This is a genomic window from Gemmata algarum (assembly GCF_034097035.1).
Taxonomy (GTDB): Bacteria; Planctomycetota; Planctomycetia; order Gemmatales; family Gemmataceae; genus Gemmata; species Gemmata algarum.
In genome coordinates, this window is sequence record NZ_JAXBLV010000178.1 from 260,228 (window position 1) to 274,819 (window position 14,592).

General features: G+C 69.3%; 15 protein-coding genes. 13 read left to right on the plus strand and 2 right to left on the minus strand.

The features are described 5' to 3' along the window. Positions 1 to 131: 131 nt before the first annotated feature. The 6 genes from fliP (at position 132) to R5W23_RS15475 (ending at position 6,097) form a co-directional block, all read left to right on the plus strand. Positions 132 to 806: a flagellar type III secretion system pore protein FliP gene (gene fliP, locus R5W23_RS15450; RefSeq protein WP_261184731.1), complete on the plus strand. Its 675-nt coding sequence runs from the start codon at positions 132 to 134 to the stop codon at positions 804 to 806. An 86-nt stretch (positions 807 to 892) separates the two neighbouring features. Continuing rightward, entirely contained in the window at positions 893 to 1,162 is a 270-nt protein-coding gene (locus R5W23_RS15455) for a flagellar biosynthetic protein FliQ (RefSeq protein WP_261184732.1), read from the plus strand. After that, complete coding sequence (locus R5W23_RS15460; RefSeq protein ID WP_320687058.1) at positions 1,159 to 1,923, plus strand: flagellar biosynthetic protein FliR; 765 nt, start codon at positions 1,159 to 1,161, stop codon at positions 1,921 to 1,923. Before R5W23_RS15455 ends, R5W23_RS15460 begins: the two co-directional genes overlap by 4 nt. 3 nt (positions 1,924 to 1,926) lie before the next feature. After that, the gene (gene flhB, locus R5W23_RS15465; RefSeq protein ID WP_320687059.1) at positions 1,927 to 2,994 is read left to right on the plus strand and encodes a flagellar biosynthesis protein FlhB; all 1,068 of its coding nucleotides are present in this window, start codon (positions 1,927 to 1,929) and stop codon (positions 2,992 to 2,994) included. Between the two features lie 203 nt (positions 2,995 to 3,197). Then, the gene (flhA, locus tag R5W23_RS15470; RefSeq protein ID WP_261184738.1) at positions 3,198 to 5,327 is read left to right on the plus strand and encodes a flagellar biosynthesis protein FlhA; all 2,130 of its coding nucleotides are present in this window, start codon (positions 3,198 to 3,200) and stop codon (positions 5,325 to 5,327) included. A 26-nt stretch (positions 5,328 to 5,353) separates the two neighbouring features. Continuing rightward, on the plus strand, positions 5,354 to 6,097 hold the full coding sequence (locus R5W23_RS15475) for a sigma-70 family RNA polymerase sigma factor (RefSeq protein WP_261184740.1): 744 nt from the start codon (positions 5,354 to 5,356) through the stop codon (positions 6,095 to 6,097). A gap of 176 nt (positions 6,098 to 6,273) precedes the next feature. On the opposite strand, the gene R5W23_RS15480 is transcribed toward R5W23_RS15475, so the two are convergent. Then, complete coding sequence (locus R5W23_RS15480; protein WP_261184742.1) at positions 6,274 to 7,089, minus strand: HEAT repeat domain-containing protein; 816 nt, start codon at positions 7,087 to 7,089, stop codon at positions 6,274 to 6,276. Between the two features lie 213 nt (positions 7,090 to 7,302). On the opposite strand from R5W23_RS15480, the gene motA reads away from it, so the two are divergent. The 7 genes from motA to R5W23_RS15515 all read left to right on the plus strand — a co-directional run bounded on the left by motA (position 7,303) and on the right by R5W23_RS15515 (position 13,322). Then, positions 7,303 to 8,148, plus strand: coding sequence for a flagellar motor stator protein MotA (gene motA / locus R5W23_RS15485; RefSeq protein ID WP_261184743.1), 846 nt, complete (start codon positions 7,303 to 7,305; stop codon positions 8,146 to 8,148). A gap of 135 nt (positions 8,149 to 8,283) precedes the next feature. Continuing rightward, complete coding sequence (locus R5W23_RS15490; RefSeq protein WP_261184745.1) at positions 8,284 to 8,835, plus strand: flagellar motor protein MotB; 552 nt, start codon at positions 8,284 to 8,286, stop codon at positions 8,833 to 8,835. Between the two features lie 77 nt (positions 8,836 to 8,912). Further along, on the plus strand, positions 8,913 to 9,515 hold the full coding sequence (locus tag R5W23_RS15495) for a hypothetical protein (RefSeq protein ID WP_320687060.1): 603 nt from the start codon (positions 8,913 to 8,915) through the stop codon (positions 9,513 to 9,515). Positions 9,516 to 9,596: 81 nt separating this feature from the next. Further along, positions 9,597 to 9,908, plus strand: coding sequence for a hypothetical protein (locus tag R5W23_RS15500; RefSeq protein WP_261184749.1), 312 nt, complete (start codon positions 9,597 to 9,599; stop codon positions 9,906 to 9,908). A 14-nt stretch (positions 9,909 to 9,922) separates the two neighbouring features. Then, complete coding sequence (locus R5W23_RS15505) at positions 9,923 to 11,488, plus strand: flagellar hook-length control protein FliK (RefSeq protein ID WP_320687061.1); 1,566 nt, start codon at positions 9,923 to 9,925, stop codon at positions 11,486 to 11,488. Between the two features lie 31 nt (positions 11,489 to 11,519). Continuing rightward, positions 11,520 to 11,882, plus strand: a complete 363-nt coding sequence (locus tag R5W23_RS15510; protein WP_320687062.1) for a flagellar hook assembly protein FlgD — start codon at positions 11,520 to 11,522, stop codon at positions 11,880 to 11,882. 147 nt (positions 11,883 to 12,029) lie between these two features. Next, positions 12,030 to 13,322: a flagellar hook protein FlgE gene (locus R5W23_RS15515; RefSeq protein WP_320687063.1), complete on the plus strand. Its 1,293-nt coding sequence runs from the start codon at positions 12,030 to 12,032 to the stop codon at positions 13,320 to 13,322. On the opposite strand, the gene R5W23_RS15520 is transcribed toward R5W23_RS15515, so the two are convergent. Next, the gene (locus R5W23_RS15520) at positions 13,224 to 13,781 is read right to left on the minus strand and encodes a hypothetical protein (protein WP_320687064.1); all 558 of its coding nucleotides are present in this window, start codon (positions 13,779 to 13,781) and stop codon (positions 13,224 to 13,226) included. The two genes, R5W23_RS15515 and R5W23_RS15520, sit on opposite strands and share 99 nt — an antisense overlap. Positions 13,782 to 14,592: the final 811 nt, after the last annotated feature.

A 14,592-nucleotide genomic window follows, 5' to 3' on the forward strand; every position in this document is an offset into this window, starting at 1 on the left:
TCCCCCTCCGCGCGCCAGGCGAGCGAAGGGGTGGGCGGGTTCTACACACCGCCCGCCGCCCGCTTCCTCTCCGGGTTGACTCGTCGCCCCCTTCGCGGTAAAGCCCGCCCCGAGCCGCAGGGAGAGCAGCAATGGGCGACCTGGCCGACTTCGTCAACGGCCCCAACGGGCTGAACTTCCAGAACCTGTCGCCGCCGGTCCAGACCGCCCTCATGCTGGGGCTGTCCGCGCTGCTCCCGGCCGCCCTCATGACCATGACGTGCTTCACGCGCGTCGTGATCGTGCTGTCGTTCGTGCGCCAGGGGCTGGGCGCGCAGAACGTGCCGCCCAACCTGGTCCTCACCGGGCTGGCGCTGTTCATCACCCTGTTCGTGATGCAGCCCACCTTCGCCGAGATCGACCAGAAGGCGTACCAGCCCTACCTCCAGAAGAAGATGACCGGCCCGGAGGCGTTCAAAACCGGCACCGACATCTACAAGCAGTTCATGCTGCGGCAGACCCGCAAGCAGGACCTCGCGCTGTTCCTGCACCTCTCGAAGCACACCGTGGAGAAGGCCGAGGACGCCCCGTTCCTGACGGTGGTGCCCGCGTTCCTGATCAGCGAGCTGAAGACCGCCTTCATCATGGGGTTCTGCCTGTACCTGCCGTTCCTGATGGTGGACCTCGTGGTGTCGAGCGTGCTCACCTCGATGGGTATGGTCATGATGCCGCCCGTCACCATCTCGGCGCCGTTCAAGATCCTGCTGTTCGTCCTCGCGGACGGCTGGCACCTCGTGACCTACGCCATCGCGCTCAGTTACGGCTGACGCGGTTGATGAGGGGCCGCAACCGGGGGGCGAACCAAAACCGCCCTCCGACCTCTGGCCTTGACCACTTGCCCCGGGGGGAAGCGATGACCGCCGAACACGTGATCCGCATGACCCAGGAGCTGTTCCTGGTGGCCCTCGTGGTGGCCCTGCCCGCGCTGGTGATCAGCCTCGCGGTGGGCCTCCTGGTGAGCATCTTCCAGACGGTCACCAGCATCCAGGACCAGACGCTCAGCTACGTCCCGCGCATCATCCTCGTGGGCCTCGCCCTGGTGGTGACGCTCGGGTTCTCGTTCCAGCAGGCGGTGGCGTTCACCCACCGCATGTTCTCCTACGCCGCGGGGATCGGCACGTGACGCTCTCCAGCGTGGCCCTCGGGCTGTTACTGGCGCGGATCGGCGCGTTCGTCGCCGTGATGCCGCTGTTCGCCGCGCGCACGCCGCGCACGGTGCGCGCCGGCATGGTGCTCGTGCTCGCGGCGTTCTACATCGGCCCCGCCGGCGCGGAGCTGGCGGCGGCGCCGCCCGGCAGCGTGCGCGAGGTGGACCCGCTCCGGTACGGGCTGGTGCTGGCGCGCGAGGCGCTGATCGGCGTCGCGATGGGCTTCGCGTTCGGGCTGTTCCTGCTCCCCGGCCGCATCGCCGGCGAGTTCGTGACGCAGCAGATCGGCCTGAACATCTCCCCGCAACTCGGCCCCGCCGGGGGCGAGTCGGGCGGCCCGCTGACGAACGTCTTCGAGACCGCCGGCGCGCTGGTGTTCCTCCTCGTGGACGGGCACCACATCGTGCTCATGGCCCTTCACGCGTCCTTCGCCACGCTCCCCATCGGCGGGAGCGCCATCCCCGAAGCGGGGCCGCTGGTGACCGGGCTGGCGAGCGCCTACGAGATGGGGCTGCTGCTCGCGGCCCCGCTGGCGCTGTGCCTGTTCCTGCTGTCCGTCACGCTGGCGGTGATGGCCCGGGCCGCGCCCCAACTGAACATCTACTCCGTGGGGTTCTCGCTCCAGGTGCTGGTCGCGCTGCTCGCGGGGCTGGTGCTGGTCCCGGAGTTCGTCACGACCCTGACCGCGATCGTCGGCCGCACCGGCGACGCCCTTCCCAAACTCCTGGGGGGCTGACCGGTGGCCGAGGACGTCGACCAGGAGTCGAAAACAGAAGACCCGACACCGCGCCGGCGCGAGGAGGCGCGGCGCCAGGGCCAGGTGCCGTTCAGCGCCGAACTGGTCGGGAGCCTCGTGCTGGTCGCCGGCGTGCTCGGGCTGCGGTACCTCGGCCCGGACCTGTGGGCCACCATGATTACGGTGTTCCGCACGGACCTGCCGCGGGTGGGCCGCGAGGAGTTCGGCACCGCGGAGGCGGCGGAACTGCTGGGCCGGACGGCCCTCCGGATGATCGGCGCGCTGCTCCCCTTTTTCGGGCTGCTGCTCGCGGTCGGCGTCGGGGCGTCGGTCGCCCAGGTCGGGTTCCAGCTCAACACCGAGAAGCTGGAACCCAACCTCGACAAGTTGAACCCCGTCAACGGGGTCGGGCGGCTGTTCTCGCTCGGGTCGGTGGTCCGCGGGCTGCTGACGGTCGCGAAGGTGCTGGCCCTCGCGGGGGTCGCGTACTACGTCCTGAACGGCCGCGGCAGCCTCGTCGCCTCGATCGGCATGGGCCGCATCGGCGAGGCCGCCCCGGTCGCGTGGGCGCTCGTGATGCGGCTCGCACTCTACCTGACCGGGGCGGTCGCGCTGGTCGCGGTCTTCGACTACGTGTACCAGCGGTACAAGTTCGAGCAGTCGCTGATGATGACCAAAGAGGAGCTGAAGCAGGAGCTGAAGCAGGAAGAAGGCGACCCGCACGTGAAGGCCCGGGTGCGGCAGATCGCCCGCGAGCGGACCAAGCGCAAGATGCTCAGCGAGGTGCCGAAGGCGACGGTGGTGGTCACCAACCCGACGCACTACGCCGTCGCCCTCCGGTACGACTCGGCCCGCGACAGCGCCCCGGTGGTGGTCGCGAAGGGGAAAGGGGCGTTCGCCCTCCGCATCGCGAAGCGGGCGCGCGAGTCCGGCGTGCCGGTGCTCGAGCGCCCCCCGCTGGCCCGGGCCCTTCAGTCGGTGCGCGAGGGGCAGCAGATCCCCGGCGTGCTGTTCCGGGCGGTCGCCGAGGTGCTGGCGTTCGTGATGAAGATGCGCGGCGGGACGTTGTAGTTGTGAAGCGATCGCAGTATTGTGGCCCGGCGCGAATGCGCGTCGGGATAACCGGAACCCGCTGTTGCGCCGGAGCCGAAACGTCCGACCGCGGCTGTAAATTGTTTTGGGATTTGCTGCGTCTTGGCGAACTTCCGCGCCCCACGAAATGGGGCACGTTCTAAATCATGCTGTCGCCGGAAACGGCGGCAACGGACCCCACAATGGCGAACGAAACAACACCCGCGGCCGGCTCGCCTCTCCTCCGGAGCGAACTGCTCCTGTCGGTAGCGCTGCTCGGGCTGCTCGTGATCTTCCTGGTGCCGCTGCCGACGATCGTCCTGGACATGCTCCTGGCGTTCAACATCAGCGCCACCTTGCTGCTGCTGCTGGTCACGCTGACCGTGAAGCAGCCACTGGAGTTCTCGACGTTCCCGTCGCTACTTTTGCTCCTGACGCTGTTCCGGCTCGCCCTGAACGTGGCGACCACGCGGCTGGTGCTGCTGAACGGGGACGCCGGAACCATCGTCGATGCGTTCGGCAAGTTCGTCGTGGGCGGCAGCCTGATCGTCGGGCTGGTGATCTTCCTGATCCTCATCGTGATCCAGTTCGTGGTCATCACGAAGGGGGCCGGGCGGGTGTCCGAGGTGGCCGCCCGGTTCACCCTCGACTCGCTGCCCGGCAAGCAGATGGCGATCGACGCCGAGATGAACGCCGGGATGATCGACGAGGCCGAGGCGAAGCGGCGGCGCACGTCGCTGATGCGCGAGAGCGAGTTCTACGGCACGATGGACGGTGCGAGCCGGTTCGTCCGGGGCGACGCGGTCGCGGCCATCATCATCACGGCGATCAACCTGTTCGGCGGGTTCATCATCGGCCTGACGAAGGGGATGCCGCTGGCCGAGGCGGTCCGGCGGTACTCGATCCTGACCATCGGCGACGGGCTGGTGACGCAGATCCCGGCCCTGATCACCGCGACCGCCTCGGCCATGCTGGTGACGAAGGCGACCTCGGGCACGAGCCTGGGCGAGGAGCTGGGCGGGCAGTTTTCGGCCGCCTCCGGGCCGTTCCGGCTGGCGGCGTTCATCCTGATCGCCCTGGCCCTGGTGCCCGGGATGCCGATGCTGCCGTTCCTGGCGCTGGGCGTCGCGCTGCTGCTCCTGTCGCGGCGGATGTCCCAGGTGCCGCAAGTGCCGGCCGCGGCGAAGGCCGAAGCCGCCGCCGCAGCAGCAGCCGCAGCCGCCGCGCCGGCGAAGTCGCCGGTCGAAGGGTACCTGGACGACTTCCTCCAGAGCGACCGCGTGAGCCTCGAAATCGGCGCCGCCCTGATCCCGATGGTGTCGGCGCGGCGCGGCCCCGGGCTGATCGACCGCATCGGCGGGCTGCGGCGGGACCTCGCGAAGCAGAGCGGGCTGTGGGTGCCCGCCGTGCGGGTCCGCGACAACCTCCAACTCGACCCGCCGACGTACCGCATCCTGCTGGGCGGCCGCGAGGTGGCCCGCGGGGACGTGCGGCCCGACCTGTGGCTGGCGATCGATCCGGGCGGCGCGGCCCGCGTCCCGCTGACCGGCGAGGACGCCCGCGAGCCGGCGTTCGGGCTGCCCGCGAAGTGGATCAGCGAGGCCGACCGGAACCGGGCCGAGGCCGCCGGGTTCACCGTGGTCGACTCGCCCAACGTCATCATCACGCACCTGGGCGAGGTGGTGCGGCGGCACGCCGGCGAGCTGCTCGGCCGCGACGACCTGAAGTCGATGGTGGACCGGGTCCGCGAGACCACCCCGGCGGTGGTCGACGACCTGATCCCGAACGTCGTGAGCATGGGGCTGCTGCACCGCGTGCTCACGCAGCTCCTGGACGAGCGGGTGCCGATCTCGAACCTGCCCCGCATCCTGGAGAGCCTGGCGGCCCACGCGCCGACCGTGAAGGACCCCGCCGAGCTCGCGGAGCGGGTGCGCGTCGACCTCGGGCGCGCGGTCGTGGACCGGTTCCGCGACCCCACGGGGCGGATCCGCGCGATCGTGCTGGACCCGCGGCTCGAGCTGGACCTGAAGCGGTCCGTGCAGAACAACCAGCTCGCCATCGACCCGTCCCGGCTGGAGCAGCTCACGATGCGGGTCGCGGCCGAGCTGCGCAAGGCCGGCGCCCGCGGGTACGAGGCGGCCCTGCTGTGCGACGCGAGCGTCCGGCGGGCGCTGCGGCACTCGCTGGCCCGGGCCCTGCACGACCTGAGCGTGGTCTCCTACCAGGAGATCCCGACCGACCTTCTGATGGAACCGGTGGCGGTGATCCGCCCCGAAGAGCTGACCGGCGAGGGCTCGTCCGTCGCCGCAATGTTTGAGCAACCCCGACCTTGACCCCCCGCGCCCAGAGTTCTCACACCATGAGTGGCAACCTGAACACCGGCAGCATCCAGGCGTACCAGCGGCAGGCCGAGCAACAGCGGCGGGACGAGCTGATCGTGTCGCACCTGCCCCTGGTGAAGCACGTGATCGGGCGGCTCATCGGGGACGTGCCGCCCGGCGTGGACGTGGAGAACCTGGAGTCGGCCGGGGTGCTCGGGCTGGTCGAGGCCGCGGCCAAGTTCGACCCCGCGCGGAACGCCCAGTTCAAGACGTTCGCGTACCTCCGCATCCGCGGCGCGATCGTGGACGAGATGCGCCGCAACAGCCCGCTGCCGCAGCACGTTCACGCCCGGCTCGCGCTGGTCCGCCGCGCGTGCCGCACCCTGCCCCACCCGATCACGGTGGACGCCATCGCCACCGCCACCGGGCTGTCCGAGGACGAGGTGACGGACACGCTCTCGGCCGAGCGCATGGCGAAGACCATGTCGTGGGAGCAGGCGTCCGAATCGACCGGCCTGGAGCCGGCCGGCGGCGGCGAGGAGCCCGGGGCCGAGTTGGAGCGCTGGGAGTCGGTCCAGCAGCTCGCGGACGCGATCCAGGAGCTGGAACCGAAAGAGCGGATCGCGGTCACCCTGTACTACAAGGAAGACCTGCGGCTGAAGGAAATCGCCGAGGTGATGAAGCTGTCGGTGTCCCGGGTGTCGCGGCTGCTGAGCAAGGCCACGTTTGAGTTGGGCGAGCGGCTGAAGACCCACCGCAACAGTGTGCTGAGCCACGGCTGACGCGCGCTCCGCACGCGCGAGCAACTCACCGCCGTCCCTTGAACCCGGGCGGGGGCCGGCGCAACCACATGGTCGCGCCGGCCCCCGCCCGGGTTTTCTCAACTTCATAGTGAACAAAAACAGCAACTTACGCCGTAACGATCGGTTTGTGTGCGAGCGTTTCGCGACGGTCGTCATCACGGGTTGGTGACGGCCGCGGGCGGCGGCGGCGGCGGGATCCGGTTCAGCGCCACCACCGCCGCCCGCCGCACGTCCGGGTCCGGGTCGTTGCGCAGCGCGTCCAAATCCAGCGCCGCCGCGGCTGCGGGGGCGCCGAGCGTGCCCAGGGTCCGGGCCGCGATCAGCCGCGCGTTGGCGTCCGGGCTCTTCAAATCGATCGCGATCGCCCGCACCAGCGGCTCAGACACTTGGTTCGGCTGGATCAGCCGCAGGGCCGCAATCGCGCCGCGCCGAACGTCGTCGTCCGGGTCACGCAGAACGAGCGTCAGGGCCGGCGCGGCTCCGCGGGCCAAAACCCCGAGATCGGCCAGCGCCTTCGCCGCACGCACCCGGCTGCTGGCGTCGCGGCTCAGCAGTTGCTGCGCCAGCAGTTCAACGTCCCGCGGCACTTCCTGGGCCGCCAGGATCGACTCGCGCGCCCGCCGCAGGGCCAGATCGATGTCGGCGCTGCGGTTCGCGGCCCGCGCCAGAGCCGGCAGCGTACTCCGGGCCGGCGCGCCGATCTGACCGAGCGCGTCCACCACCGCCTCCTGGAGCGGCTCCTGCTCGCGGCCCCGCAGCCGCTCCAGGACGGCCACCAAGTCGCCGGTCGCGGCACTCGCCAGCGGCCCGAGCTTGCCGAGCATGTTGGCCGCCTCGACCCGGGACCGCAGCGGGTGCCGCGGGTCGCGCACCACCGCCCCGAGCTTTTTGGCGAGCGCGTCGTCGACCTCGTCGGCCCGCACCGCCGGCGCGACCGCACAAAGTGCCGCGAGTACGAACAAGCCGCGCATTTCTGACCCTCCTGGCGACCGCATCACCAGTCCCATCGGCCCGCCGGCGGGCGCAACTGTGGGCCGGCACAGGGGCGTGCGCCGGCGCACCGGCCACGGGGGCCGCGCGACCGGCACAACCGCCCCGTTCTGCCCAGGCAAAAATCGCGCACGCCCTTCGATTCTTCCCTGCAACTCGTTTGTCTCCCAATCAACCGCACACGGGGTGCACCGGTGGTCGTAATCGTCGGCGGCGTGATTGTACTGGTCTCCGTGCTCGTCGGGTTCTCGATGGCCGGGGGCAAGGTCGCATCGCTCATTCACCTGTCCGAGTTCGTCACGATCGGCGGCGCCGCCCTCGGCTCGCTGATCATGATGTCTCCGGTCAAGGTGATCAAGGACCTGATCCGCGGCATGCTCCAGACCGTGAAGGGCTCGGCCTACGGCAAGGCGGCCTGCGTCGAGCTGCTGAAGTTGCAGTACTCGCTCGCCCGGCTGGTGCGCCAGGAGGGGCTGCTGGCCCTCGACTCGCACATCACCAACCCGGACGGCAGCGCGCTGCTGCGCGAGTACCCGAAGCTGAACGGCAACCACCACGCCCGCGACTTCCTGTGCGACTCGCTGGCGCTGATCCTCGACGGCACGGTGGAGAGCGCCCAACTCACCGAATGGCTCGAAGACGAGATCCGGGTGGTGGAGCGGGAGCACAACGCGGCGGTGGACACGCTCACCAAGACGGCCGACTCGCTCCCCGGGTTCGGGATCGTGGCCGCGGTGCTCGGGATCGTGGTGACGATGCAGGCGATCGGCGGCCCGGTGGAGGAGATCGGGTACAAGGTCGGTGCCGCGCTCGTCGGAACGTTCCTCGGGATCCTCGCGGCCTACGGGTTCGTGGCCCCGATGGCGGCCCGTATGCACTCCCTCGGCGACCAGGAGATCCTGTTCTTCAAGGCGATGGCCGTGGGGGTGGTCGCGATGAACGACGGGGCCAGCCCGAAGGACGTGGTGGCCCGCGCCCGGCGGGTGATCGGCAGCGACTGCCGCCCGAACCAGGCGGAGCTGAAGACCATGTTCAGCTAACGGCACCGTGAGCCGGGGCGGCAGGCACGGGGCGCGGCACCCGAGCGGGTGCGCCCCGCGCCTGCCCTCGCGGCCGTGCGGGTTCCGAGTTCCCTGTTCTTTCCGACCTGATCCGGCTTCCGGGGCGAGGGCAACATGGCAAAAGGCGGCGGCTCGTGGAAGGTGGCCTACGCGGACTTCGTGACCGCGATGATGGCGTTCTTCCTGGTGATGTGGATCGGCGCCCAAGACGTGAAGGTGCGCCAGTCGGTGGCGAACTACTTCATCGACCCGGCGGGCGTGAGCAAAAAGCCCGTTTCCGACGGGGCGGTGCTCGAAACGCCCTCCTCCGGTCCGGTCGCCGGCCAGGTCCAGGTGGCGGGCGGGCGCGGCACCCGGGTGCCGTCCGGCGGGGTGCCCAGCCCCAGCACCTCCGCCATCCTGAACTGGATCAACGCCGACGCCGCCCGCTCGCGGCACTGGAAGGGCGAGGCCCAGCGGGTCCGCGAGGCCGCGGCCGCTCAGAAGGCGGTCAACGAGACCCGGACGCCGGAGGAGATCGAAATCGCCCAGCTCTCCCTGCTGCTCTCGACCGACCTGGCGGGCACGATCCCGAAGGACATCCCCGAAGTGTACAAGGATCTGTTGTTTAGCGCGTTCAAAGAGGTAAACTGGGAACAGGTGGCGGGGACGCTACTCAAGGACTGAGCACGGGACGAACTTGCGTCCCGCGGGCACCCCGGGTATAGCCGCCGAACCCACAAACACCCGGTGAGGTCCGACTCATGAGGCTCACACTGTACCGCGGTTCCGCCGTCGCCCTGTTGCTCGGGGCCGTTGTCGCCGGGGCGACCGCCCAACCGCCCGCGTACCTGGACAAGTTGAAGGCCGACACCGCGGCGCTGGCCGGCGAGCGGGCGACCGCCGAATCGGCCGGCGCCGAACGCGCCCGGCTCACCAACGACCTCAAGAAATTGCTGGAACGGATCGACAAGGCCCCGCCACCGATCGTGCAACCGCCCGCGTCGCCCGCCCCCAAACCCAAGCCCCCCGGCGCCGCCTTCTCCCCGCTCGCGACGGACAAGCTCCGGTCCGCGATGGATCTGGTCCGCGCCAACGAAATCTATTCGGCGCTCAACGCGTTCCGTCAGTTGAACTTACAGGAACTCTCGGCCGAGGACCGGGCGTTCGCCCGGTTCATGGAAGCGTCATGCCTGCGGCGCCTCGGTCAGGCCAAAGAGGCCCTGCCCATTTACCGCGAGGTGGGGGACGCCAACGAGGACCCGTTCGTCGCTTCGTCGGCCGTTTCCCAGGTCGCGCTCCTGCGAACCAGTGAAGAACTTCAGGCCCAACTCGCAAAACTGCGCGAGCGGCCAAAAAGCCGCTAAAGATCCTCGGCCCCCGCGCTTTTTTCTGCTTTCACCACTCATTTCCCCGCGGCTCTCGTGCTACAGGAATTGCGAGCAACCGTGAGAGCCGCGACTGAACTGACGGCCGAACTCGGCAACCGGTTCAAAGTCGGTGACGCTGCACCCGAGTTGGTGGCCCAACTCGTCGCGCGGGTCGCCGCCCTGGATCGGCAACTGACCCAGACCGCCAGCGTCCCGGACGACCTCCGGGCCGCCGTTGCCGAGCTGCTGTCGCTCGTTCGAGAGACCACAGCAACCGGCGGGCGCTGGCTCGATGCGGTCGCGGACGGTCCGGAACTTGCGAGCTACCGGATGAGGGCCCGTGTACAGAAAGTGTACGGCCTCCTCGTCCGCAACGAATCCCCCCCTTAAGACGAGCAGCACCGATGGCAACAGCCGTGTCGAGTGTGACCTCCGCCGCTGTCGCGACACAAGCGACCAGCTCCTCTGGTCCGCGGGAGACCACAAGCAGTACACCGACGGACCCGTTTCAGACGATCCTGACGCAAACCACGACCGCGGCCCGCGACCCGCAACAGGTGCGCGAAACCAACCAGGCCGCCGCCAACGCTCAAGCGGCCGATCAGGTCGAAGAGGACCAGCGTGACCGCGATGCGGCCGCCAGCGACGCCGCCGCATCGCTGCTCGTCGCCCAGCTCGGGCTGACCCAACTCGCCGCGGCCAACACCCCGATCAGCACCGACGGCACGCCGCTCGCGACCAGCCAAACCGCGACCGACGCGCAGCGGCTCACGGCCCCCGAGTTCAGCACCGCCCAGCAGGCGGGAACGCCGACGCAAACCAACCCGCTCTTCCGCCAAGCGGTCGCCGAAGCCGGCCGGCAGAACAACACCCAGATCCCGGCCGCGGTCACCCAAGTCACCCCGCCCGCGGGTGCGGTGCCCGCGGCCCCGGCCCAGCCCGCCGCCGCTCCCAACCCGACCGCCGTCCCGCTCCCGACAGCCAACACGCCGCAGCCGGCTCAAGCCGCTGGCCTCGCGGCCGCAACCGCCGCGGTCCAGTCCGGGCAGCGGCAGGTGGTACCGGCTCAGGCGCCGATCGTTCCCGGCCTCCTGCCGGCTCAACCCGCCGCCCCTGTGACCGACGCCGCGCTGTCCGCTCCGGTGATCGCCCCGACGGCACCGGTCGAGGCCCCGGCTGTCCCGTCGGCCTCCGTCGGCGACCGGCCGAACACCGCGGGCGACCGCTTCGCCGCGATCGCCTCCACCGCGACCACGCTCCTCTCGGGCGACGCACCGGCGCCGCCGCTGCTATCAACCTCACTGACCCTCCCGGCCGCACCGGCCTCCCCGACCGCGTTCACTCAGGTGCTCGCGGGAACCGACGCCGCAAACACCCTGACCGCGAGCAACGCGGCGACGAACCTCACGCCGAACCAGCTCGCCGAACCGACCGAGCGGTGGACCGGCACCCGCGCCGCCGACGACACGGTCCCGACCTTCGGTGCGCCGGCCCCGGTCCCCCAGTCCCCGAACGCGGTCACGGCCGCGCAGACCGCCACGGCGGTCAAGACCCCCGACCCGGTGGTACAGGTCGCGGACCACATCGTCACCCACGCCCACGTAATCGCCCGCGGCGGCGAGACCGAGTTCCAGATGCGGCTCGACCCGCCGGAGCTCGGGGCCCTGAAGATCCGGTTGGTCTCCGACGGCGACTCGATTCACGGACAAGTGGTGGTGTCGAGCGACGCGGTTCGCCGAATGATTGAGAGCCAGTTGCCCGAACTCCGGCAGCGCCTCGAGGACGCCGGCGTGTCGGTGCAGAACTTCAGCGTCGCGACCGACGCGAACGCTCAGGCGGGGACCGGCGGGGGCGAGTGGGGCGGGTACCGCTCCGAGTTCCCGGCCGAACTGCCCCGTCAGAGTGCGGTCCCAACCGGCGCCCGCCCGGCGACGGCCCGCACCAGTGGCGCGGTCGACGTGATGGCCTGACCCCCTCAACCACGTTCGCAGGAGACCCGTTATGGCAAGCGGCACCAACGCCCTGGCCGGCGTCGGCCAGGACCAGTTCCTTCAACTGCTCATCGCCCAGTTGAAGAACCAGGACCCGCTCGACCCGGTGAGCAACCAGGACTTCATCCAGCAGCTCGCGACCCTGAACACCGTGTCGGGCATCCAGAGCCTGAACGCGAACTTCAGCGAGATGCTCAAGCTCCAGCAGATCACCCAGGGGGCCGACCTGGTCGGCAAGACGATCGAGTACACGCTCACCGGGGAACCGACCAAAACCGGGAAAGTCACCTCGGTACAGTCCCAGGACGGGAAATTCGTCCTGCAAGTGGGTTCCGACCAGGTGCTCCTCGACCAGATCAACAGCGTGAAATAGTAAGCGGCCCGGACCGCACTGCAACACCGATAACTCCCGCGCCCGGGCCGACGGCCCGGGCGGTCAGGGGTCCCGCGTACCGACCCATAAACCTTAACGTATTCGTTCGTTCCTCAACCACCCGTTCGCACACCAGGAGTTCGCACGATGTCTCTGAACGCTCTCTTCGTCGGTTCCAGCGGCCTGACCACCAACTCGTCGGCCCTCGACCTGATCGGCAACAACCTCGCCAACATCAACACCACCGGTTACAAGGACCAGCGGATGGTGTTCCGCGACGTGGTGTACCAGACCCTCGGCACGGGCACCAGCGCGTCCGCAACGACCGGCGGGGTGAACCCATCCCAGATCGGGTTCGGGGTCGGCGTCGGGTCGATCGGCACGCAGTTCACGCAGGGCAACCTGAACCCCACCGGCCGGTCGCTCGACGCCGGCATCCAGGGCCGCGGGTTCTTCGTGATGCGGAACGTGGAGGACGTGGCCTACACCCGGGCCGGGGCGTTCGGCGTGGACTCGGCCGGCTACTTGGTTGACCCGGGCACCGGGTACCGGGTCCAGCGGTTCGGGCCGGTCGGCGAGGGCGGGGCCTCGAACGCCGGCGACCCGCAGTTCCAGGTGCCGGGCAACCTCGACATCCAGATCCCGTTCGGCACCGGCGCCGCCGGCGTGGTGACCAGCACGATCGATTACCAGGGGAACCTGAGCAGCGCCATGCAGGTGAACGAGGTGGCCACCACCGCGATTCAGGTCTACGACGCGCAGAGCACCGCCCGCGCCGTGACCGTCACCTTCACCAAAACCGCGGCCAACACGTACAGCCCCAGCGTACTCGTGAGCGGGGCGGACCCCACCAAGGTCACGCTGACCGGCGGGCCGATCACGTTCAACTCGACCGGGCAACTGGTCGGCACCGCTAACACCCCGGTGACCCTGACGCTGACCCTCGCGGCCAACGCGCTCCCCGGCATTAACACCGCCCAGACCATCACCCTGAACCTCGGCACCGCGGGGCTCACGAACGGGCTGACGCAGTTCGGCGGGGCCACCACCGTCAGCGCGACCAACCAGGACGGGTCCGGGTTCGGCACCTTGACCGACGTGAGCATCGACGCGGACGGGATCATTCAGGGCAAGTTCACCAACGGCCGCACGATCAACTTGGCTCAGCTCGCGATCGCCGGCTTCAACAACGAGGACGGCCTGCTGCGGACCGGGAGCAACTACTTCCGGTCGTCGGTGGCTTCGGGCGAGGCGCTGATCGGGCTGGCCGGCCAGGGCGGCCGGGGTTCGCTCCAGGGCGGGTCGCTGGAAAGCTCGAACGTGGACATCGCGATCGAGTTCTCACGGCTGATCGTGGCGCAACGCGGGTTCCAGGTGAACGCCCGGACCATCAGCACGACGAATGATACGCTGCAAGAGCTGGCTAACATCATCCGCTGACCACTTCGGCGGCTCCGGCTCCTTCGGGGCCGGGGCCGCCGGTTCCGGCTCCGCAACCGCCTCCGCCCGGCCGACATCTTCGAGCGCGGTCTCGAACGTGTCGGACAGAACGACCAGCGACCGCAGCCCGGTACCGTCGGTGGTCAGCGCGACCGTTTGGCCGTCCACCGCAATCAGGTGGACGGCACACGTCCGGTCGAGCGGCAAGCTCCCTTCGAGTTTCAGACGCCCGCCCCCGTCGCCGGTCCCGCCCGCGGGCCGGTTCGCGCGTCGGGCCCACCACACCACCCCCGCACACAGCCCGACCAACACGAGCGTCAGCAAGAGGAGTCGCGTCACGAGCCCGCCGAGGTCCGGCGGCGGCGGCGCGACCGGCGGCGCGTAGTCGAAGCCCTCCCCCGCGAGCCCGTGGGCGCCGAAGACCAGGAGCGCGGCGAGCGCGAGAACCGTCCGTGTCATTGCGCGTCCCGGGAGGGCGAGCCAGACCGCCCTCGCCCCGGCGGGAAAGCGGCCGACGTGTGAATACAGGCGAACCGGGTGAGAGGTAAAGGCCAAACTTGAAACGGAGCGGCGCGGCGGGCCACCATCACCCGCCCGCACCCGTGCGGTTCACCCCCAAGGCCCGGGTCGTGCGAGTACACGCCGTCCACTCATGCCTCCTCTGCGTGGTCGCGCCGAGCGTCCCGGCGCTCCGCCTTCCAATACCGGCGCCGGAGACTCGGAAGTCGTTCCCAGGATTCGGCGCACGGCCCTTGCTCATCAGTTCTGTCCGGTAATCCTTAACAGTGTCTCAAACCAAACAGGCAAAATACGATGATGTCAATATGCAATTACAATCATAATTTACCGAGCCGCGATGTCCGACCGGTACTCGGAAGACTGCGTGCCTCGGCACGCCCCCTTAGACGTGACCAACTTCTGGTCACGGCATCGCGTTCTGACCATTCGTGACCCGTGGAGTCTATTCGACACATCGCAGAATCTCGGCGTTCGCTCAGCACGCACAAAAACAAATTAAACAGCTACCCAATAACAACTTACATCACCTGATTACGAGCCGCACCGGCACCCGAGACGGACGTTTTTGGCATCGGCACCGGGATTGCCTTAAGGTTCGCCGCAACCGCGGTGCCTGGTTACCGCACTTCTGGCAGACCAACACCGACCGCGAGCAGTCATCTACTGCGAGCGTTCGCGAGTGGAACGCCCGGAGTCCAACATCCCCGTCGTGAGGTGACAACCCGTGGGCTGGACCAAAGAACGCTTGCAG